The sequence below is a fragment of the Mycobacterium sp. PS03-16 genome (assembly GCF_004570325.1).
Classification (GTDB): domain Bacteria; phylum Actinomycetota; class Actinomycetes; order Mycobacteriales; family Mycobacteriaceae; genus Mycobacterium.
The window spans coordinates 25515-46663 of the sequence record NZ_SPQO01000036.1 but is presented as its reverse complement, the minus strand read 5'-3'; the positions used below and the strand labels follow the sequence as shown (position 1 = coordinate 46663).

15 protein-coding genes and 1 pseudogene are annotated in these 21149 nt (G+C 69.3%); 5 read left to right on the top strand and 11 right to left on the bottom strand.

From position 1 onward, the window contains the following. A pseudogene (locus E4P42_RS22600) lies at nucleotides 1–480 on the bottom strand (hypothetical protein); the annotation flags it as partial. 48 nt (nucleotides 481–528) lie between these two features. Further along, on the bottom strand, nucleotides 529–975 hold the full coding sequence (locus E4P42_RS22595) for a hypothetical protein (protein ID WP_371287069.1): 447 nt from the start codon (nucleotides 973–975) through the stop codon (nucleotides 529–531). 102 nt (nucleotides 976–1077) lie between these two features. Between E4P42_RS22595 and E4P42_RS22590 the strand changes: the two genes are divergently transcribed. Next, nucleotides 1078–2385 (top strand): mannosyltransferase, encoded by a 1308-nt coding sequence (locus E4P42_RS22590; RefSeq protein WP_135128344.1) that lies wholly within the window; start codon nucleotides 1078–1080, stop codon nucleotides 2383–2385. Here E4P42_RS22590 and E4P42_RS22585 read toward each other — a convergent pair. After that, complete coding sequence (locus E4P42_RS22585) at nucleotides 2330–2614, bottom strand: 4a-hydroxytetrahydrobiopterin dehydratase (protein ID WP_135128343.1); 285 nt, start codon at nucleotides 2612–2614, stop codon at nucleotides 2330–2332. The two genes, E4P42_RS22590 and E4P42_RS22585, sit on opposite strands and share 56 nt — an antisense overlap. Before the next feature lie 28 nt (nucleotides 2615–2642). On the opposite strand from E4P42_RS22585, the gene E4P42_RS22580 reads away from it, so the two are divergent. Beyond that, nucleotides 2643–3065 (top strand): (deoxy)nucleoside triphosphate pyrophosphohydrolase, encoded by a 423-nt coding sequence (locus E4P42_RS22580; RefSeq protein WP_135128342.1) that lies wholly within the window; start codon nucleotides 2643–2645, stop codon nucleotides 3063–3065. A gap of 7 nt (nucleotides 3066–3072) precedes the next feature. Here E4P42_RS22580 and E4P42_RS22575 read toward each other — a convergent pair whose 3' ends face one another. Beyond that, nucleotides 3073–3345 carry a hypothetical protein gene (locus tag E4P42_RS22575; protein WP_135128341.1) on the bottom strand — a complete coding sequence of 91 codons (273 nt, stop codon included), beginning with the start codon at nucleotides 3343–3345 and terminating at the stop codon, nucleotides 3073–3075. 89 nt (nucleotides 3346–3434) lie between these two features. Beyond that, a complete protein-coding gene (locus E4P42_RS27085) occupies nucleotides 3435–3602 on the bottom strand; it encodes a hypothetical protein (protein ID WP_167759579.1) in 168 nt (55 codons plus the stop codon). A gap of 127 nt (nucleotides 3603–3729) precedes the next feature. On the opposite strand from E4P42_RS27085, the gene typA reads away from it, so the two are divergent. Together typA and E4P42_RS22565 are read left to right on the top strand one after the other, a co-directional pair. Beyond that, nucleotides 3730–5631, top strand: coding sequence for a translational GTPase TypA (typA, locus tag E4P42_RS22570; RefSeq protein WP_135128340.1), 1902 nt, complete (start codon nucleotides 3730–3732; stop codon nucleotides 5629–5631). An 86-nt stretch (nucleotides 5632–5717) separates the two neighbouring features. Then, entirely contained in the window at nucleotides 5718–7556 is a 1839-nt protein-coding gene (locus E4P42_RS22565; protein WP_135128350.1) for an ABC transporter family substrate-binding protein, read from the top strand. A gap of 55 nt (nucleotides 7557–7611) precedes the next feature. Here the strand turns inward: E4P42_RS22565 and E4P42_RS22560 are convergent, their stop codons facing one another. From E4P42_RS22560 to E4P42_RS22545, 4 genes are all read right to left on the bottom strand, one after another. Beyond that, complete coding sequence (locus tag E4P42_RS22560) at nucleotides 7612–8943, bottom strand: hypothetical protein (RefSeq protein ID WP_135128339.1); 1332 nt, start codon at nucleotides 8941–8943, stop codon at nucleotides 7612–7614. Between the two features lie 559 nt (nucleotides 8944–9502). Further along, entirely contained in the window at nucleotides 9503–13477 is a 3975-nt protein-coding gene (locus E4P42_RS22555; RefSeq protein ID WP_245234173.1) for a hypothetical protein, read from the bottom strand. Nucleotides 13478–14648: 1171 nt separating this feature from the next. Next, nucleotides 14649–14966, bottom strand: a complete 318-nt coding sequence (locus tag E4P42_RS22550) for a hypothetical protein (RefSeq protein ID WP_209305850.1) — start codon at nucleotides 14964–14966, stop codon at nucleotides 14649–14651. Nucleotides 14967–15016: 50 nt separating this feature from the next. After that, the gene (locus E4P42_RS22545) at nucleotides 15017–16222 is read right to left on the bottom strand and encodes a hypothetical protein (RefSeq protein ID WP_135128337.1); all 1206 of its coding nucleotides are present in this window, start codon (nucleotides 16220–16222) and stop codon (nucleotides 15017–15019) included. Between the two features lie 566 nt (nucleotides 16223–16788). Here E4P42_RS22545 and E4P42_RS27630 point away from each other — a divergent pair. Further along, on the top strand, nucleotides 16789–18201 hold the full coding sequence (locus E4P42_RS27630; RefSeq protein WP_305801111.1) for a hypothetical protein: 1413 nt from the start codon (nucleotides 16789–16791) through the stop codon (nucleotides 18199–18201). A gap of 73 nt (nucleotides 18202–18274) precedes the next feature. On the opposite strand, the gene E4P42_RS22535 is transcribed toward E4P42_RS27630, so the two are convergent. After that, nucleotides 18275–18865 carry a hypothetical protein gene (locus E4P42_RS22535; RefSeq protein ID WP_371287067.1) on the bottom strand — a complete coding sequence of 197 codons (591 nt, stop codon included), beginning with the start codon at nucleotides 18863–18865 and terminating at the stop codon, nucleotides 18275–18277. 191 nt (nucleotides 18866–19056) lie between these two features. Next, the gene (locus tag E4P42_RS22530; protein ID WP_135128336.1) at nucleotides 19057–20613 is read right to left on the bottom strand and encodes a hypothetical protein; all 1557 of its coding nucleotides are present in this window, start codon (nucleotides 20611–20613) and stop codon (nucleotides 19057–19059) included. Nucleotides 20614–21149 lie beyond the last annotated feature (536 nt).

Here is a 21149-nt window from a genome sequence, read left to right as displayed (position 1 = left end):
CACCGCGGCGGCCGGGGCGGGCGCACCCGCGGGACCCGGCGCCGGCGGTGCGGCCGGCGCCGGGACCGCGTGCAGATCTGCCTCCGGGACCGGTCCGAGCGCGCGGGACGGGTCGATCCCCGGCGGCAGATGCGCCTGCGTGCCGGGCACGGCGCCCGGGGCAGGAACATGTGCGGCCGGATCGGTCACGAACTGGTTGACCGCCGACGCCACGTTGCGCGACGACGCGGGCGCCGCCGCGTCACCGGCGAACACCGCGGCCGCCGCCATCAGCATCGACGCGGCGTTGTTCGGATCCGCCGCGGCCTGCTGGATGACGGGGCCGAGGCTTTCCACGGCCGGCAGACCGGGCGCCTGCAGCGCGTCGATCGGCGCCGGCGTCGCGACGGGTTCGGCGTGCGCGGTCGCGCTGCCCAACAGCAGCGCGACCGACGCGCCGAGGCCCGCCGCGGTCGTCAGCACAGTTCGGATCGGAGACATCTCACTCCTTGCGAGGTTCGATCAGGTTCGAGTGATCAGGCGCGGTGATCAGGGCAGAGCGGAGACGGGGAACAGCGGCCCCATCCCGGCACCCGCTGCAGGTGCCGACGCCGGCGGCGCACCGACCGGCGGTGCAGCCGGGGTCGCGGCGGGCAGCAGGCTGGTCAGCGCGTTGCCCGCCGGCATCAGCGAGGCCAGGCCCGGCAGGGCCGACGCACCCGCAGCCGGCGCCGGCACGGCGGCCGGTGTCTGCGGCAGGGTGATCGACGCCGTCGCACCCGGGGCCGCAGCGGCGGGCGCGGCCGGTGTGACCGCGCTCGGCGAGGGCGCCATCCCGGTCAGCGCGGTGGCCACGGTCTGCAGCAACTGCGGCGCGCCGCCGAGTTGATCCAGGAACGGAATGGCCGGGGCGGGCGGCGCGGGCGCCGCCGGCTGGGCGGCGGCGGTCCCGCTGAGCCCCACCGCGAGCGGAACCGCGCCGATGGCGGCGAACATGCTGGTCACGAGTGCTTTCTTGATGAATTTCATGGATCTCCCAATCCGTCGACGGCACGTCTGCGACCGACGCTACGCAGTTACTGGTGTTACTCAAGTGACATGTGTGGCATTTACTCAACCGTGACGGACTCGACGGGATTCGGTGACCCGGTCAGTAGAGTCGGGCGGATAGACACCTCCACCGACGCCGCCGCGCCTGCCGCCCGACTGCCGAGCCGACTGGTTGCGGCGGCGCCCGTGCTGCTCGTGCTCAGCGTCGCGGCCCGCCTGGCGTGGACCTATCTGGTGCCCAACGGCGCGAACTTCGTCGACCTGCACGTCTACGTCGGGGGGGCTGCCGCACTCGACGAACCCGGCACCCTCTACGACTTCGTCTACGCCGACCAGACGCCGGACTTCCCGCTGCCGTTCACCTATCCGCCGTTCGCCGCGGTGGTGTTCTATCCGCTGCACCTGCTGCCCTTCGGCCTGGTGGCGTTGGCCTGGCAGTTGGGCATCATCGCCGCGCTCTACGGCGTCGTGCGGCTCAGTCAGCGATTACTCGACGACGCCGGCGGGGAGCGCCGGACCGCGATGGTGTGGACCGCGGTGGGCATCTGGCTCGAACCGCTGCGCAGCACGTTCGACTACGGACAGGTCAACGTGGCGCTGGTGCTCGCGGTGCTGGCCGCCGTGCACAGCACCCGGTGGTGGTGGTCGGGTCTGCTGGTCGGGCTGGCCGCCGGGATCAAGCTGACGCCGGCGGTGTCCGGGCTGTATTTCGTGGGCGCCCGCCGATGGGGTGCGGCGGTGTTCTCGGCGGCGGTGTTCTTCGCGACGGTGGCGCTGTCGGCGGTCGTCGTCGGCGATCAGGCGCGGCGCTACTTCACCGAACTGCTCGGCGACGCCGGACGGGTGGGCCCGATCGGCACATCGTTCAACCAGTCCTGGCGCGGCGGCGTCTCCCGGATCCTGGGTCACGACGCGGGATACGGACCGGTCGTGCTCGCCGGCATCGTGGTGACCGCCGCGCTCGCGGTGCTGGCGTGGCGGGCGATCGGCGGCAGCTCCGACCGGCTGGGCGCCATCGTGATCGTCCAGCTGTTCGGCCTTCTGCTGTCCCCGATCTCGTGGACGCACCACTGGGTGTGGGTGCTGCCGCTGATGATCTGGCTGTGGCACGGGCCGCTGCGCGCGCATGCGGGTGCGCGGGTGCTGCGGTGGGCGTGGCTGGCGCTGACCCTGGTCGGCGTGCCGTGGCTGCTCAGCTTCGCCCAGCCGACCATCTGGCAGATCGGCCGGCCCTGGTACCTCGCCTGGGCCGGGTTGATCTACATCGTCGCGACGCTCGCGACGCTGGGATGGGTGGCCGCTACCGGTCCAGCATTCCGTCGATCTCGCGTGCCATCTGCACGTCCTTGTCCGTGATGCCGCCCTCGGAATGGGTGACAAGCGCGAACGTCACTGTCCGCCAGCGGATGTCGATGTCGGGGTGGTGGTCCTCGCGCTCCGCGTGCTCGGCCACGCGGCGCACCGCCTCGATCCCGTCGAGGAAGGCGGGGAACTTGATCGAGCGCCGCAACGCGCCGTCGGCGCGTTCCCAGCCGTTGAGGCCGGACAGTGCGGCGTCCACCTGATCGTCGGTCAACACAGCCATACCTTCCGACCGTATACCGTCGCCGCTGATGGCAACACAGATCGTCGTGGCCGGTGTGCTGATCGTGCGCTCGGCCCTGTTGGTGGCGCAGCGGGCACGCCCGCCCGAACTCGCTGGGCTGTGGGAACTTCCGGGCGGCAAGGTGACGCCCGGCGAAAGCGACGAGGCGGCGCTGGCGCGTGAATTGCGCGAGGAACTCGGGGTCGACGTCGCGGTCGGCGCCCGGCTGGGCCACGACGTGGCGCTGCGCCCGGCCACCGTGCTGCGCGCCTATCTGGTCACCCGGACCGGTGGCGAGGTGCGGGCGCTCGACCACCGCGCGCTGCGGTGGGTCACCGTCGCCGAGCTCGACACGCTGCCGTGGGTGCCCGCGGACCGGGCGTGGCTCGGTGCGCTGGGCGACGCCATGTCGAGTGACGCCCCGGGCGCAGGCAGCGCCGGGGACGCCTGACCTGCGCTCAGTACCGCAGACGGTCGCCGACCACCCGCACCTCGTGGACGCTGCGCGGGTGGTGCGCCGCGTAGAGCGGGTGGGTCAGCACCGGATGCCGACAGTGCGGGCACGACTGCTGCGGCTGGTTCGTCCCACCCACCGTGAGGTGATGGCAGGACGAGCACCGCACGACGTGCGCGGCGCCGATCCAGTTCATCAACCCGAGGTAGATCGCGACGATCGTGGCCGCCGCCAGCACCATGATCAGGGCGACAGTGAGCGCTTCGTAGACCGTCATGATCGCTACCTCCAAACCACACGAAGGACCTTGACGGATACCACAAACGGTACGCGCCAGGTCCCCGTCGTGGCAGCCGTTCGGCGAGGTCAGGCCCGCCGCGCGCGCTTGTAGATCTTCTCGAGCTCCTTGCCGCGGATGCCCATGTGTTCGGCCTTGAGCACCTTGTGCACCACCAGCGGGCAGCGCTTGCACCTCGGCTTGCTGCGGCAGCACTTCTTCTTCGGTTTCATCTCGGCGAACTTCGTGGACTTCACGGGGCGGGTGGATTCCTGACGGCAGGGGGTCGGTGAGCTCCCCAGAGTGCCACGCCCCGAGTCGGCGACTGTGACCTGCCTCGCGCGCATTTCGCGATCACCCGGCCACACTGCGAGAATCACCGGCGTGAACGCGCGCCCCGATTTCCGCAACGTCGCCATCGTCGCCCATGTCGACCACGGCAAGACGACCCTGGTCGACGCGATGCTGCGCCAGTCCGGGGCGCTCACCCACCGCGGTGACGACACCATCGAGCGGCTGATGGACTCCGGTGACCTGGAGAAGGAAAAGGGCATCACGATCCTGGCCAAGAACACCGCCGTGCACCGGCACCACGCCGACGGCGGCATGACGGTGATCAACGTCATCGACACCCCCGGCCACGCCGACTTCGGCGGTGAGGTCGAGCGCGGCCTGTCGATGGTCGACGGTGTGCTGCTGCTGGTCGACGCCTCCGAGGGCCCGCTGCCGCAGACCCGCTTCGTGCTGCGTAAGGCGCTGGCCGCTCACCTTCCCGTGATCCTGGTCGTGAACAAGACCGACCGCCCCGACGCCCGCATCGCCGAAGTGGTCTCCGAGAGCCACGACCTGCTGCTCGACGTCGCCTCCGACCTCGACGAGGAGGCGCAGAAAGCCGCCGAGGACGCGCTCGGTCTGCCCACGCTGTACGCGTCGGGCCGCGCGGGCATCGCCAGCACCACCGAACCGGCCAACGGCGAGAACCCGGACGGGGAGAACCTCGACCCGCTGTTCGACGTGCTGATGAACCACATCCCGCCGCCCAGCGGCGATCCCGAGGCCCCGCTGCAGGCGCTGGTGACCAACCTCGACGCGTCGGCGTTCCTCGGCCGTCTCGCGTTGATCCGCATCTACAACGGCAAGCTCCGCAAGGGGCAGCAGGTCGCGTGGATGCGTGAGGTCGACGGCGTGCCCGTCGTCACCAATGCCAAGGTCACCGAGCTGCTGGCCACCGTCGGCGTCGAGCGCAGCGCCACCGACGAGGCCGTCGCCGGCGACATCGTCGCGGTGGCGGGCATGCCCGAGATCATGATCGGCGACACGCTCGCCGACACCGAACACGCGCACGCGCTGCCCCGGATCACCGTCGACGAGCCGGCCATCTCGGTCACCATCGGCACCAACACCTCCCCGCTGGCGGGCAAGGTGTCCGGCCACAAGCTGACCGCGCGCATGGTCCGCAACCGACTCGACCAGGAACTCATCGGCAACGTGTCGATCCGCGTCGTCGACATCGGTCGCCCCGACGCCTGGGAGGTGCAGGGCCGCGGTGAGCTCGCGCTGGCCGTGCTCGTCGAGCAGATGCGCCGCGAGGGTTTCGAGCTGACCGTCGGCAAGCCGCAGGTGGTCACCCGCACCATCGACGGCAAGCTGCACGAGCCGTTCGAGGCGATGACCATTGACTGCCCCGAGGAGTTCGTCGGCGCGATCACGCAGCTGATGGCCGCCCGCAAGGGCCGCATGGAGGACATGACCAACCACGCCGCCGGGTGGGTCCGGATGGACTTCATCGTGCCCAGCCGCGGGCTGATCGGCTTCCGCACCGACTTCCTGACCATCACCCGCGGCACCGGCATCGCCAACGCCGTGTTCGACGGCTACCGTCCGTGGGCCGGCGAGATCCGCGCCCGCCACACCGGATCGCTGGTCTCCGACCGTAGCGGCCAGATCACCCCGTTCGCGATGATCCAGCTCGCCGACCGCGGGCAGTTCTTCGTCGAACCGGGCCAGGACACCTACGAGGGCCAGGTCGTCGGGATCAACCCGCGCGCCGAGGATCTCGACGTCAACGTGACCCGCGAGAAGAAGCTGACCAACATGCGGTCGTCGACCGCCGACGTCATCGAGACGCTGGCCCGTCCGCTCGAGCTCGGTCTGGAACAGGCGATGGAGTTCTGCGCCGAGGACGAGTGCGTCGAGGTCACGCCCGAGGTGGTGCGGGTGCGCAAGGTCGAACTCGCGGCGAGTCTGCGGGCCCGGGCGAAGGCGCGGGCCAAGGCGCGGGGCTGAGCCCGCGCCGAGGAGGGCGGGAGCGGACAACAGCGGCCGATACCCTGGGTAGCGTGCCGACCCGCCCCCGCCGTCTCCGCGTGTTGATGGGGGCAGTGGTGTCGGTTCCGGTACTGCTGCTGGCGGGGTGCACGGTCAGCCCGCCACCCGCGCCGCAGAGCACCAACACGACGGAGACCACGCCGCCGCCCGCGCCCAAGGCGACACAGATCATCGTGGCGATCGACTCGATCGGGCCGGGCTTCAACCCGCACCTCCTGTCCGACCAGTCCCCGGTGAATGCCGCCATCGCCGCCTTGGTGCTGCCGAGCTCGTTCCGGCCGATCCCGGACCCGACGGTGCCCACCGGATCGCGCTGGGAACTCGACCCGACGCTGCTCGAATCGGCCGAGGTGACCAACCAGAACCCGTTCACCATCACCTACAAGATCCGGCCCGAGGCGCAGTGGACCGACAACGCCCCGATCGGCGCCGACGACTACTGGTATCTGTGGCGGCAGATGGTGAGCCAACCCGGCGTCGTCGACCCGGCGGGCTACGACCTCATCACCGGCGTGCAGTCGGTGGAGGGCGCCAAACAGGTGGTGGTCACGTTCTCCCAGCCGTACCCGGCCTGGCGCGAACTGTTCAACAACATCCTGCCCGCCCACATCGTCAAGGACATCCCCGGCGGATTCCCGGCCGGCCTGGCCGAGGCGATGCCGGTGACCGGCGGCCAGTTCCGGGTGGAGAGCATCGACCCGCAGCGCGATGAGATCCTGCTGGCGCGCAACGACCGGTACTGGAGCGCCCCGGCGCGGCCGGACCTGGTGCTGTTCCGTCGGGGCGGTGCCCCCGCGGCCCTTGCCGATTCGATCCGCAACGGCGACACCCAGGTCGCACAGGTCCACGGCGGTGCGGCGACCTTCGCGCAGTTGAGCGCGATCCCGGACGTGCGGACCGCCCGGATCGTCACCCCGCGGGTGATGCAGGTGACGCTGCGCGGTCAGCAACCGCAGTTGACCGATCCGTCGGTGCGCCAGGCGATCCTCGGTCTGCTCGACGTGGACCTGTTGGCCGCGGTCGGCGCGGGCGACGACAACACCGTCACGCTGGCGCAGGCGCAGGTGCGTTCGCCGTCGGATCCCGGCTATGTGCCGACGGCGCCGCCCGCGCTCGGGACGGCGTCGGCGCTGGAATTGCTCGCGGACGCCGGCTATGAGGTGGTGCCCGCCACGGACGCCGCGCCGCCTGCCCCGGGCACCCCGGCCGCGGACATCGCACGGGGCCGCATCTCCAAAGACGGTGTGCCGCTGGCACTTCGCATCGGGGTCGCGGCCAACGACCCGACGTCGGTCGCGGTGGCGAACACGGCCGCCGACCAGCTGCGCAATGTCGGTATCGAAGCCTCGGTGCTGGCGCTGGACCCGGTTGCGCTCTACGGCGAGGCCCTGGCGGAGAACCGGGTCGACGCGGTGGTGGGCTGGCGGCAGGCCGGGGGAGACCTGGCCACCGCGCTGGCCTCGCGTTACAGCTGCCCGGCCCTGGAGGCCAGGCCCGTGGCCACCGCGCCGACCAGCGGGGCGCCTCGGCCCGCACCAGCCCCGGCGCCCGGCGACGTGCCCTCGCCCGCTCCTGCACCGCCCGCGACGCCGAGCCCGGCGCCCGAGTCGGGACAACTGGTGCAGGCGCCGAGCAACATCACCGGGGTGTGCGACCCGGCCATCCAGCCGAGGATCGACGCCGCGCTCGCCGGCCGCGACGACATCGGTGCGGTGATCGACGCGGTGGAACCGCGACTGTGGAACATGTGGACGGTGCTGCCGATCCTGCAGGACACCACGATCGTCGCGGCGGGGCCGAGTGTCCGCAACGTCAGCCTCACCGGGGCGGTACCGGTCGGCATCGTCGGCGATGCCGGACGATGGGTGAAGTCCCCGCCGTGACGCGAGAAGGCCCCCTCCCGAAGAAGGGGGCCTCCGTCACGCACTGTGGATGCGGTTACGCCACGGCGCCCTCGTTGTCGTTGCCTGCGTTGTCGTTGCCGCCGTTGTCGGTGTCCGCGCCGTCGTTGTCGTCGCCGGCCTGTTCGTCATCGTTCGACTCGTCGCCGCTCTCCTCGCCCTCGTCGCCCTCGGTCGAGTCCTCCTCGGCCGGGGCCTCCTCGGCCGTGTCCTCGGCCGCGTCCTCGGCCGGGGCCTCGTCGGCCGGGTCCTCGGCCGGGGTCTCGTCCCCGGTCGGTGCCTCGTCGGCCGGCTCCTCGGCGGGCTGCTCGTCGGCGGCACCGTCGCTCACCGGCGCGGGGTCGGTGGGAGCCCCGCCGCCGGAATCCGTGCCCGCACCCTCACCGGCCGGTGCGGTGGTCTTGGCCGCGGCGTCGGTGATGTCCATGGTCACGATCGACGCGGGCTCGGTGCTGGTGGACGACACCTCGTCGGTGGCCACCTTCGCCGTCGCCGTCGCCGTGGTGGCGCCCAGGGCCGCGGCGATGGCCCGAGGGATGTTCACCAGCACCGCTTGGAGGATGCCGCCGTTCAGCGAGAACTGGCTCGGGTCGAAGGACAGGAGTCCGGGGAAGAACGTCCCTGCCTCGTTCTCGTAGCCGTTGAGCACCGCACCGGTGAGGACTGCGGGGAGGTTGATCAGCGCGGTGGCGGCCGCGACCAGTTCTCCTTCTCCGACTGCGTCTGCCACCTCCTGCGCCGTGCCGCCGAAGGCGTTGATGGCGCCCATGATCGGGCCGACGCCACCGGTGATCAGGCCGAGTGCATTGGCGGGATTGGTCAGGGCGGCGACCGCATCGGCGAAGTTCTGCGCGATGGCCTTGGGAATGTCCAGGGCTCCCGAGAGCAGGAGCGGGATCCCGGCGCCGAGGATCGGCGCGAGCACGAGCGCTTCGGCGAGCGTGGCGAAGGCCGTGGCGATGTCACCCGCTTCGAGCTGGTCGAACACCCTCTCCAGTTCTCCCGACAGGCCGGTGGGGTTTCCGGGCGTGTAGTAGGACACCACCGCCTCGATGACATCCCGGCCCGCGCCGACCAGGGTCTCGGCGTAGCCGAGCTGGTTGGCGAAGATCTGGCGGAGGATGGGTGCGGGGTCGTCGAGGATCGCCCCGCCCAGCGACGCCGAGTTCTCGATGGCCGCGGCGATCACATCCGCCCATACCGTGATCGGGTTGCCCAGAGCGCTCAGGTCGACCGCGGCCGACGAGATCGCCGGCACCGTGATATCCGGGAGGTCGGGGACCGGCGGCGCCACCGGACTGACCGCAATCGCACCGGCCCCGACAAGTGCGACACCCGTTGCCAGGTATGAGCGGGCTGCAACCTGCATGGAATCTCCTTACGTTGACGTCAAACCTTGACGTCGCCGAAACCTACCCGAGAGTAAGTACAGAACCGCTTGATTTGTAAAAAGTGAGAGTCCTGTCCGATCTTGAACTCTGGCATCGGCAAAGGCGTTGAGAATCGCATGAATGTTGCTGTTCAGGCCGCCTTGAGCGGGTTGATTGGCCACTGTGAAAAGATTCGCGGGTCGGCGCAAGATGTCGCACACTGCCGTTCGCCGGATCCGGTCAGGTCATATCGAAGTCAAGTAAATCGACAGTGCCAGCGGTAACGCCGAGGCCCCGATCGCGAGAAACGAGGGGCGGGCGACGTTTCGTTATATGGATGAACACGGTTGCTGATTGCTCGAGGACCCGTGCGGTTGCTCGAGCGGTACGCACGCGGACCGTGCGGCAGATCAGGGACTGTTCGCCGACCGGGCGCGCGCGCAACCTATTGACACGTGCTGCCACTTTGTCAACGAACACGAAACGGCCCCGGGTCATTGATGACCCGGGGCCGCTTCGTCTCAGCTGCGTCCGCCCCTCGCGGGACGGATCCGGCACTTACGCCGCGTCGGAGTCGCTGCTGCTCTTCTTGCTGTCCGAACCGGAGTTGCTGCTGCCCGACTCGCTCTTCGAAGAGCTGCTGTTCGAATCGGACTTCGACGAGCTGCCGCTGCTCGGCTTGCTGCTGCTGCCGCCGGTGACCGCCCGCTCGATGGACTTCCGGACCCCGTCGAGGTTCTTGCGGGTCTGATCCGCCGCCCCCTCGAGATTCTTGCGGGTCTGGTTCATCGCGCCCTCGACGTTCTTGCGGGTCTGGTTGGCCGCACCTTCGAGGTTCTTGCGGGTCTGGTTGAGCCCGTCCTCGATCTGCTCGCCGGCGGTCCGCAGCTGGCTCTGCGCATCCTCGACCCGGTCCTGCAGATCGGCCACCGGCTTCGGAGCCGCAGGCAACACCGGGTTGATGGCCATGCCGTCGACGGCCGACTCCTGGACCGGAGCCTGAGCCTCTTCGGTGGTCACCGCGAACGTCTGCGACTCGGAGGGCACCGTGGCGTCGGAAGCGGCCCGCGACTGCACCAAGCCGGTCTCCGCGGCATCCGCATCGAGGGCGGCGCCCACCTCGGCGTCCGCCTCGGCCCCGGCGTTGAAGCCGAAGCCGCCCCCGAAGCCACCACCCAGCGCGCCACCGATCGCGGCGCTGATCGCCCCGCCGATGTTGATGTCGCTGGCGGCTTCGGCGAGGGCCGATACCGCGGCGTAGATGCCGGCACCGATCGCCTGCAGGGCGTCGTTGCCGTTCTCCAGGGCCGAGACCGCCGTGGCCCGGAAGGCCTCGACGACCGCTTCGGCGGCGGCGGCGAAGTTGTTCGCCGCGTCGACACCGATCTCGGTGATGGCGTCGGCGGCCGCGCCGAACTGCTCGCCGGCCTCCTCGAAGGAGGCGACGAACTCGGCCGGGGTGGGCAGGCCCTCGAGCGAGGCGCCGATGGCCGCGGAAATCTCGCCACTGATCTCGGCGAAGCCCTCCAGCGCTGCGGCGCCGAGGTCCAGGCCGGCCTCGAGGCCCGCCTCGAGCGACGCGCCGAGGTCGGCCAGCACCGGTCCGAGCGAAGCGGACGCCTCGATCAGGGCGTTGATGAAGACCTCCGGCGAAGGCAGGTTCTCCAGCGCGGCCTCGAACGCCGCCGAGAGGCTGCCACCGGCCTCGACGAACGCCTCGAGGAAGCCCTCGAAAGCGGCGCTGCCGATGTCGATACCGCTCTCGATCGCGGCGGTCAGCGCGGCCGACAGGTTGCCGAGGGCATCGGCGGTCGCGTCGGCGATCGCGTTGAAGCCCGGCGCGAAAGCCTCGATGGCGGCGGCGAACTCGGCGGCGAACTCCTCGGGAGTCGGCAGGTCGGCCAGGGCGGCGTTGAAGGCCGCGGCCAGCTCGGCACCCGCGTCGAGCAGGGCGTCGGCGACGACGCCGGCGTCCAGGTCGATCCCCAGCTCGACGATGAGCTCGAGCGCCGCATCGAGCGCGGCACCGAGGTCGACGTCGATCGCACCGAACGCCTCGACCACGGCCTCGATGAAGGCCTCGGGCGTCGGGAAGGCGTCAAGCGCCGCCTCGAACGCCGCCGCAAGCTGCCCGCCGGCATCCTGCAGGGCGGTGATGAACGCCTCGAACGCGGTCTCGCCAGCCGCCAAGCCGGCTTCGATCGCCGTGGCCAGTGCGCCGGAGAAGTTGCCGATGGCGGTCTCCGCAGCCTCGGCCAGCGCCGTGAGCCCGGGGATGACTGCTTCCAGCGCACCCTCGAATGCCGCGACGAACTCGGCCGGTGACGGGAAGCCCTCGAGCGCCGCTTCGAAGATTGCGCCCAGCTCGGCTCCGGCCTCCAGGAGCGCCTCGCCGATGGCGCCGGCGTCGAGATCGATGCCCAGGTCGACGATGACCTCGAGCGCCGCGTCGATGGCGGCGGCGAGGTCGACATCGATCGCACCGAAGGCGGTGACCAGGGCCTCGACGAAGGCCTCCGGCGTCGGGAACGCGGCGATGACCTCGTTGAACGCGGCGGCGAGCTCGCCACCGGCGTCGAGCAGGCCCGTGACGACGGCGTCGAATGCGTCGACACCCGCGGCGAACCCGGCCTCCAGCGCACCCGCGAGCGCACCGGAGAGGTCCGCAATCGCCTCGGCGGTGGCGGCGGCCAGGGCGTTGAAGCCCGGCACGACACCCTCGAGGGCGGCGTTGAAGGCCGCGATGAACTCCTCCGGCGTCGGGAACTCGCCGAGCACGCCGTTGAACAGGGCGGCCAGCTCAGCACCCGCCTCGAGAAGCGCATCGGCGATGGCGCCGGCGTCGAGCTCGATGCCCAGGTCGACGATGACCTCGAGCGCGGCATCCAGCGCGGCGCCCAGGTCGATGTCGATAGCGCCGAACGCGGCGGTCAGAGCCTCGAGGAACGCCTCCGGGGTGGGGAACGCCTCGATCGCGGCGGCGAACGCCGCGGCCAGTTCGCCGCCCGCATCCTGCAGTGCGGCCACGACGGCCTCGAAAGCGTCCAGACCGGCGGCGAAGCCGCCCTCCAGCGCCCCGGCCAGGGCGCCGGACAGGTCGGTGATCGCCTCGGCAGCGGCCTCCGCGAGCACATTGAAGCCCGGGATCAGACCGGTGATCGCGGCGTTGAACGCCTCGAAGAAGTCCGCCGGGGACGGGAATCCGTCGAAGGCGGCGGCGAACGCGGCGGCCAGGTCGGTGCCCGCCTCGATCAGGGCCTCGGCGATCGCGGTGACGTCCAGATCGACACCGAGATCGACGATCACCTCGAGTGCGGCATCCAGCGCCGCGGCGAGGTCCACATCGATCGCGGCGAACGCGTCGGTGAGGGCGTCGAGGAAGGCCTCGGGCGTCGGGAATGCCTCGATGGCGGCGGCGAACGCGGCGGCCAGATCGCTTCCGGCGTCGACCAGTCCGGCCACGATGGCGTCGAAGACGCCGATGCCGGCTTCCGCACCCGCTTCGATCGCGGCGGCCAGCGCACCCGACAGGTCGGTCAGCGCCTCACCGGCAGCGGCGGCGAAGGCGTTGATGCCCGGGATGACCCCGGCCAGCGCGGCGTTGAAGGCCGCGAAGAAGTCGGCCGGCGTCGGGAAGCCCGCGAAGATGTCGTCGAAGGCGGCACCCAGTTCGACGCCTGCCTCGAGCAGCGCGTCGACGATCGCGGCAGCGTCGATGTCGATGCCGATGTCGACCAGGACGTCGAGGGCGGCGTCGAGCGCGGCCGCGAAGTCCAGATCGATGGCGCCGAAGGCCGAGACCAGCGCGTCGAGGAAGGCCTCGGGCGTGGGGAAGGCCTCGAGGGCGGCGGCGAACGCGGCGGCGAGCTCGCCACCGGCGTCCTGCAGGCCCGCGATGATCGCCTCGAAGGCGCCCAGGCCCGTCGCCAGACCGGCCTCGATGGCGGCGGCCAGCTCACCGGAGAGCTCGGTCAGCGCCTCGGCGGCGGCGGTCGCCACGGCGTTGAAGCCGGGGATCACTCCGCCGAGCGCGGCCTCGAAGGCGGCGACGAACTCTTCAGGGGAGGGGAAGCCCGCCAGCGCAGCGTCGAACGCGGCGGCCAGTGCGGCACCCGCCTCGATGAAGGCGTCGGCGATGGCGCCGGCATCCAGCTCGATGCCGAGGTCGACGACGGCCTGCAGCGCGACCTCGATCGCGCCGGCCAGGTCCAGGTTGATCGACGCGAACGCCGACACGACCGCGTCGATGAAGGCCTGCGGCGACGGGAAGTTCGCGATGGCGTTGTCGATTGCGGTGGCGAGGACGCTGCTGCCGTCGAGCAGTCCTTCGACGACGGCCTGGAAGGCGCTGTTGCCCTCCTCGACAGCGCTGACGAGCGCCTCCTGCAGGGCGCCCCCGAGCCCTACGATGGCGGCCTGCGCGGCGGCCGAGGCACTGTCGAGCGCGCCACCGATCGGCCGCCATGCGGCCTCGGCGGCGGCGATGAGGTCAGCCAGCGAGGACAGCGAGACGTCCTCGAGCACGGCGACCATGCGGTCACCCCGGATCTGGAAGTCCGGCGGCAGAACCTCGACTGGTGCTAACGCAATCGCTGTGGCGCCTACGACAGCCACACCGGCGGTCAGGTACGACCGAACAGCAACTTCCATGACTTCCCCTCAAGGTCTCAGATAGCCCGACGGAGCAAAACATACCTGAGAGCCACCTAAGTAACAAAGCAATGTCGGCGATTTTCTCTGACGCTTTTCTAAGGCGCGGTTCGGGGTTTGCTTGACGCCGGCGACCCGAAATTAGCCGACGTTACGACGGGGTGCGTTGCGGTGGCTTGGTGGCAAAGGTGGCCGAGTTCTCACCTGGTGATGAAGGGCAAGTCGCAGCGCGATCGGAGCCGCGGCTCGAGATTAGCTGTGTTCGTCTGCGGAGCCGGTTTTCCCAGTGGAGACCGACTGTTCGGAGTGATCTTAATTTGCTTCTTCAACAGTCGCGCGTGCAAGGTCTCGGGGCGATGTGACGGTCGAGCCGTTGAGTGTCACCGGCCTTGTTGACACAGCAAGGATCGAGGCCCAAATGGGTGTCCTCGCAGGTCTTCGCTCTCGGTGACGGCCTGTTACACGGTGTCGATGGGAGTTTTCCGGCGAGTCTCGACCGCCGGGAGCCGGCGACCGGAGGTTGACGGCTGCCCGAACGCACCGTCTGTTCGTCCGCGGAACGACCTTGGACTGTGATCCATGGCACGTTGGACCTCGGGTGTTTTGACGCGAACGAAAATGGGTACCGACTGCAGCACCAGTTGCCGTGCTGCCGAGTCGTCCCGGGAGGCCTATTCTTATGGTCGCGTGTCGTCTGCCGATCCGGTAGAACGAGTACCGCTTGTGGCGGTGCTTTATGCACCTTTCCTCAAAGAGTTGCTGCGAGCGCCTCTCGAACCGCACTTCGGGATTAGCCGAAGGCCCGCTCTATGGCAGAAGCTGAGAGCTCCCTGAGCCGTTCAGTTAACTTCCGCTCAGGGGGCTCAGCGAACTCGCGGCTGCCGCCGTGTCGCGCGCCGGGCGCCCGCACCACCGATCTGCGGTCGGCCATTCTCTTTGATATCGCATGAACATGTCCTGCGCGTTACCCCAGCGCGTACGTGCGTGGCCAACCCGGCGCAAACCGGTCCGCGCCGACCGCGGCAATCGGGAAGATCGGCGGCCAGGCGAGTCCTCAGACGAACAGTGCCGCCCACACCGGTGCTCGCAAGGACGTCGGCGGCGCAGATCGGTGACCTTGCGCTGCGTTGACGGCGCCCGCGCCGACCAGCAGCCACCAACCGAGGCCGGCCACCGCTCCGCCCACCATCGGCCCGAGCGCCCGGCGCAGCGGACTGCTGCTGCCGACCCCGTCGCGCAGTGCGCCGGACGAATAGTGGTAGGTCAGGTGCTCGACCGTGTGCCACAGCAGGGTGATGGCGATACCGGCCACGCCGGCGGGAAGGCCGATGACGACGACCGAGGACGCGTACTCCAGCTCACGCCGACTCACCGCGGGCCATCCGCGGCGCCGAAATCGTCACCGTGACGATTCGGCGGTCATCACTTCTCGGATGCGCTGGCGCTCTCGCTGCCGTCGGCCGGCTTGCCGTCGTCGGACGGCGCGTTGTCGGGCTTGTCCGCGTCGGGCGCGTCACCGGCCGACCCGTTTGCGGGCTCGTCGCCCTCGACCTGTCCTGGGTCATCGGACTTGCCACTGCCGCTGGTCGGCGCGTCTTTCCGGTTCCCGGCGCTGAAACGCTTGACCGTCGCGCGGAAGTCGTCGAGCGCCCGGTTGATCTCCTTGCCGATCCGCTGCGCCACGGCGCCGGGTTCGAGGGTCGCGGGCGCCTTCTTGTCCGGATCCCCGACGGACTGCTGCTCGCCGACGGTCCCGGACGTCGCGGGCTCGAGTTCCTCGATGTCGCCGGACACCGGGGGAGTCTCGGCGGTGACGCCCGACGCGGCCTGCTGTGGCTTCTGAGCCGGGGTGAGGCCGTCGCGAATCTCCACCACCACGCCATCGACGGTGTGGTCGACATCGTCGATCAACCCGCCGGGCTGGCCGATCGGCTTGGGCAGGTTGCGGATCAGCGCCCTGATCAGCGGCTTGAGCGCGCTCTCGTGGAAGGCGCGGTCGATCTCGTCGATGCCGGTGAGATGCGGGTGGCCGACGAGGAGTGCGCTGAGCGGTTCGACGACGAGCCGGCGCAGCGCCTCCTCCGGACCGATCTGACCGGTGAACAACTGCCCGGCCACCTGCTGCACCAGCACGAAGGCGACCGCAGGGGCCATGCTGACCTGCCGGACGAAATTGATGCCGGCCTCGCCGAAGCTGTGTCCGATGTCGTTCAGCGCGCCGACGAAGCCCTCGACGACCGGGTTCGGATCCGGCACCGGACCCGTCGGAGCGGCGACCAGAGCGCGCTCGTGAGTGGTGTCGGGCAGGGTCACGGTCGGTGTCAACGCGGGTGGCGGGATGACCAGCGCCTCGCCGAAGGCGGCCACCGTCGATTCCCTGTTGGTGTTGGCGACATCGGTGAACAACCGCTGCAGCACCTCGATCGAACTCAGCCAGTCCTGCCGGATGGCGCCGATCGAATCCAGAAATCCGGGATCGAGGACGTCGAGTCGCTCACCGTCGGCGGCGAAGTCGGAGGCGGACACGCGAATGTCGGACGGCATCGGAACGACCGGGTTGGCCACGACGACGGCAGCGCCGGACAGCACCACGCCAGTGGCCAGAAAAGGGGCGATGGCCCGACGCATGGCGCCCTCCCCGGTCTGCACGCGTGTAATCGCTCGATCGTAGCTGAGATTGCCCTGAGAATACACGAGGTCGAGCCAGGACTTCCCTGAGAATCTCGAGCGCCAGGTTTGAACTCACCGACCGTCTGCACACCCACTCCGCCGCGCCTGTGCGCGGTCTCGTGATTCGTCGCGCGCGACGGGAGATGCGCGCGGACGTCAATTTGCAGAGACGGAAATCAGTTTGCGGGCCGGCGGCCGCACGGCGATTCGGCGCGCGCGGAATCGCTCGCTCATCCGTGCGGGCCGTGGATTCGCGCGGCGAGGATTGACTTGAGTTGCACCTGAGAAACCACTTGATCACACACGGGTTTCTTTGTCTGAATCTCAGGTGGCTTACTGAGATCGGGCTCCGAACTGCAGTGTTGCTCAGGATGGCAATTTCCGGGCAGTTCGCCGTGTTTCGACAAAAGCTGTGAATTCCGGTGCGATTGCAAACTGGTGGATCGCGGCACTTCTTGTAAGTGCACGGTTTACGCCACCGTAATATTCACGATGAGGTCTGATTTTGCGCGCGCAATGTTACGTTGCTGAAGCTCACGCCTTTCAGGCCGGCTGATCCAAGGGGGATTTCTATGTCCAAGCATCGGAATGACGCATCCAAAGGGCGAGGTCGGCGGTGGCCGGTCATGCCGTTCATGATGGGTGGCTTCGCAGTTGCGGGTGGTGCCGCGGTTCTGCTCAGCCAGCCGGGGGGACCGTCGCCACTCGCCGCTTTCGATTCCGAGTCGACTATCGAGACCAAGACCATCGAATACACGCTGACCTCGACGGGCAGCGTCCTTCCGCAGGCGCCCATCTGCCCGGAGGGTGACGACTGCGATGTCTTCGACTTCAGCGGTGGCGGCAACGTCCTCAACGCGGCGGCTTTCACGTTCAACCCGTCAGGCGGCGCGTTCCTGGGTCTCATCGGCCCCGGCGGCCTGCTCATCGGCGACGGTCTTCCGGGTCAGAACGCCTACGTCGACGAGGACGGCGTCTTCCACCCGGCGACTCCCGGCGGGAACGGCGGCCTGCTCTTCGGTAACGGTGGCGCCGGCGGCGCCGGCCTGGACGCCGGTTACTACGACACCGACAACGATGGCGACGATGACGACTTTCTGGCGGCGACCGCCGGTGCGCGCGGCGGTGACGGCGGGTTCTTCGTCGGCAACGGTGGTGCCGGTGGGGCGGGCGGTGACGACCTGCGCGGCGATGACGAGGGCGAGACGGACCTGGTCGGGAACGCGACCGCCGGCGCAGGTGCCAACGGTGGGCGCGGCGGCATCTTCTTCGGCGACGGTGGTGCCGGCGGCGATGGCGGCGCGGCGTCATCGATCGACGGCACGGCCACCGGTGGCAGGGGCGGCGTCGGCGGAGATGCGGCTCTGGTCGGGAATGCCGCCGACGGCGGTGACGGCGGCAGCGCAACCACCGACGGAGATGATGCGACCGACAATGCCGTCGGCGGTGCCGGTGGCGCCGGTGGACAGGGCATCGTCGGTGATGGCGGCGACGGCGGGGCCGGCGGCGCGGCCACAGCCGATGGCGGAACCGCGACGGCCGGAGACGGCGCTGACGGTGGCACATCCGACGTCGGTACCGCCGGTGACGGCGGTGTTGGTGGCGATGCGAACTCCGATGACAACACCGCGACCGCCGGTGACGGTGGAGCCGGCGGCCGGACGATCATCAGTGGGCCTGGCGGCAACGGTGCCGATGGCGGTGATGCCGACACCAATGGCACTGACGCCGCCGACGTGGCCAACGGCGGCGACGGTGGCGACGGGGGCATGGGCGGCTGGCTCGGCAGCGATGGCGGTGACGGTGGCGATGGCGGCGATGCCGACGCTCCCGCCGACGCTCGGGAGAATCCGGGCTCCGGCGGCGCTGGTGGTGCCGGCGGCTTCGGCGGTGCGAGCGGCGACAGCGGTACGGACGGGAACGAGCCGGCCGTCTGACCCGGCACGCTGACCGGCAGTAACGAAAGTCCCCGGGAGCCGTACGGCCCCGGGGACTTTCCTTGTTCGCGCGTCAGGCGCAGAGCGGGTCGATGGATCGGCTGATCGAGTCCGCATCACGCAGTCGTGCGGCTTGCGCCGGCTCCGAGATGGGAAGCCCCGCAGTGGCATTCGCGCCGATGTCCATCAGCACGTTCGCGAAACGCTCCACCGCATCGTGCAATTCGCCTGGCGTGGACGGGTCCAGGCGGGCGAGCAGATACTGCCCACCCTCGGACAGCGACAGCCGGGCGTTCGCGGCGACGGCGAGATTCCCGGCGACGTCGGTCGGGCCGCCGGGAACGCTGAGATTGGTATTCAAGGTCACGCCTTTGCGGACCGTCTCCACGGCCGTACAGATCGTCGCCTTCGCCTCGTCCGGTGAGGCGGAAGTGTCGGTGGATTCCGCCGCATCCGCGGTGTCGGTCGGTGCCGATTCCGCCGGCTTCAACGCGGCGTAGGCGGCGAGACACACCGCGATCACCGCGAGAACCAGCGCCGCGATCGGGATGACCGAATTTCGTTGTGGCGGCGCGGCGTTACTGTGGCGGGTCCCCGTCGGCCCTGGGCGGTTGGGGGTGTCAGGCTGGGTTGAAGCCGCGTCGTCGGCGGTCGGTTCCGGCATGGTCCGAATCGTAACGGCCGCGAATCACACAGCGGCGGTCACTCCGAAAAGCCGCGGCGAAAATATGAATCCGCAACTATCGACGCCGTCAATTCGAGATAGCCACGGCTGTCGGGAGAAACACCGAGGCCCTGCTCCCCGGGGCGAGGTTGCGCCGGGAGAGCAGGGCCGTCGGTTGTCGTGTTCGACTGTCAGGCAGCGGCCTGGTCCGCACCGCCGGCGTTCTCGTTGTCGGCGCCTTCTTGTCCGCCGTTGCTTTCCTCGCCGCCGGACTGGCTCTGCGAGGGGCTCTCGTCTCCCTGCGACTCCTCGCCGGCGCCCGAACCCGACGATCCGCTGTCGTCGGCATCGTCCTCGGACAGGGCCCCGTCGTCGGCGTCGTCACCGCCCTCGAGGCTTTCGTCGTCGGAGGAGGTGACCGAGGACCGCTGCGTGGTGGTGTCCGGATCTTCGTCGTCGAGCCCGCTGCTGCCGGAACGGTCGGTCTCATCGGCGTCGTCGTCACCGTTCACCAGCCCGGAAGCGGCGTTCTGCAGATCCTTGGTGGCCTTGTCGACCGCGGTGCCCACCTCGATGATCGGGCCGCGGGCCGCCTCCGGCAGCGTGCCGATGACCGCACGGCCGACCGGTGCGATGGTCGCCCGCGCGAAGTCGATCGATTCGTTGACGAACGCCACGATCTGCGATGCGAACGACGCCGGGTCCTCAGCGATCGCGCGGACCAGGTTGATGACCCGCTCGGGAGCGTTGACCGCCCCGGCGAGGAAGGCCTCCGCGGCGGTGCCGAATGCCTCGACGACCTGCTCCAGGTCGGCGTCCGGCACAGCGGGCGCCGCGCCGGCCGCGAGCGTGCTCATCTGTCGCAGGTTCATCGACGGGAAGTAGGGAATGGGCAGAATGCTCAACGCCTCGGCGATGACGTCGTTCACGAAGTCCTGGCCCACGTCGATCAGCCCGCCGATGGGACCGCCGAACGCATTGGCGAAGCCGTTGACGATCGGGGAGACGGTCAGCGAGTAGAGCGAGGGGGCGAACGGGTTGAACACGCTGTAGATGGCGGCGCTGAACAGGTTGGGGATGTCCCCGGGGTTTTCGATGGCGGCCTGCACCAGCAGGGCTCCGAGGCCCGGGAGCCCGCCGAAGTAGTCGAACGCACCGGAGATCGACGCGCCGAAGCCACTGACGACGCTTCCGATGCCGGCCGGGACGGCATAGATGAACTCCGGCAGATCCATCAAAGCGGTCTGCAGCGCGATGAATCCCGCGGTGGGATTGGGGAGCACGTCGAGGAGCTCCCCGATGGCGGCGTTGAGGTCGCCGAGCGCTTCCAGGGCGGCCGCCTGCGCATCCGGGGGCAGGAGACTGGTCAGCGGCACGATCGCCTGAGCCAATTGCCCCGCGAACGAGCCGGGTGTGGTCGGGCTGAGGATGCGGTACGTCAGCGCGCTCAGCAGTTCAGGGAGCAGTTCCGGATTCTCGATGGCGGCCGCGATCGCGGTCACCACGTTGAGCGGGAGGTCACCCACCTCGTCGATGAGGGTCTCGATGACATTGCCGGTGACCGAAGACACCGTGCTGATACCGGTCAGCAGATCTTCGACCAGGCCGGCCTGCTGGACGTCCATGGACACCGTGCTGGCGTGGATCCTGATGTCGTCGGTGACCGGACTGAGAGGCGCGACGGCGATGACGCTCGCGCCGACGATTGCTACGCCGGTGGTGACGTAAGGCTTGAGTGAAGCGATCATGAGTTTGCCTCTCTGGCGAGGTGAAGGTGAGCAGCGCTCAATCTAGATCACGATTTGGTTTCGTACTCATTTTTTTCTCAGGTCATTTTGGGGTCCCTGTGGACCTCTTTGCAGACGAAAGTGCCGTCGTTAGCAAAGGAAATTAACCGCCGTGGCCGTGATATGTCGTCGAACACTGATCTTGGCGAACTCGGACTCCTGCCCCACGGCGGCACGAGTGGCCCGTATGTGCCTTAGGCCAGCACATTCCGTATTGCAGTTGTTGCCTGAGGCAAAGAACCGGTTCCGCTCGGTGGCGATCTTCTTCTCGTAACTGACGCACACGTCAAACGCTGGGGCAGGTCGGCGAGATTTCCGTTGAGCAACCACCGGACGCGTGTTGCGGACGGTGCCAGAGGTGCGCCACCGGGCACTCTGACTCGTTGCTTGCGAACAGCTGGCTCGCCAAACGAAAGGAATCTGCAGGTCGCACGCCTGCGCGCGGGCACGCGATCGAGCGGCCTGGTGGTGGGTCGGCGCTTGCATTTGTTGCCGAG

Coding starts and splice junctions, on each gene's coding strand:
- E4P42_RS22585 (WP_135128343.1), bottom strand. CDS start 2,614: ATGGCTGTGTTGACCGACGATCAGGTGGACGCCGCACTGTCCGGCCTC.
- E4P42_RS22565 (WP_135128350.1), top strand. CDS start 5,718: ATGGGGGCAGTGGTGTCGGTTCCGGTACTGCTGCTGGCGGGGTGCACG.
- E4P42_RS22555 (WP_245234173.1), bottom strand. CDS start 13,477: ATGGTCGCCGTGCTCGAGGACGTCTCGCTGTCCTCGCTGGCTGACCTC.
- E4P42_RS22535 (WP_371287067.1), bottom strand. CDS start 18,865: ATGCCGGAACCGACCGCCGACGACGCGGCTTCAACCCAGCCTGACACC.
- E4P42_RS22595 (WP_371287069.1), bottom strand. CDS start 975: ATGTTCGCCGCCATCGGCGCGGTTCCGCTCGCGGTGGGGCTCAGCGGG.
- E4P42_RS22575 (WP_135128341.1), bottom strand. CDS start 3,345: ATGACGGTCTACGAAGCGCTCACTGTCGCCCTGATCATGGTGCTGGCG.
- E4P42_RS22590 (WP_135128344.1), top strand. CDS start 1,078: ATGTGTGGCATTTACTCAACCGTGACGGACTCGACGGGATTCGGTGAC.
- E4P42_RS22545 (WP_135128337.1), bottom strand. CDS start 16,222: ATGCGTCGGGCCATCGCCCCTTTTCTGGCCACTGGCGTGGTGCTGTCC.
- E4P42_RS22530 (WP_135128336.1), bottom strand. CDS start 20,613: ATGATCGCTTCACTCAAGCCTTACGTCACCACCGGCGTAGCAATCGTC.
- E4P42_RS22560 (WP_135128339.1), bottom strand. CDS start 8,943: ATGCAGGTTGCAGCCCGCTCATACCTGGCAACGGGTGTCGCACTTGTC.
- E4P42_RS22580 (WP_135128342.1), top strand. CDS start 2,643: ATGGCAACACAGATCGTCGTGGCCGGTGTGCTGATCGTGCGCTCGGCC.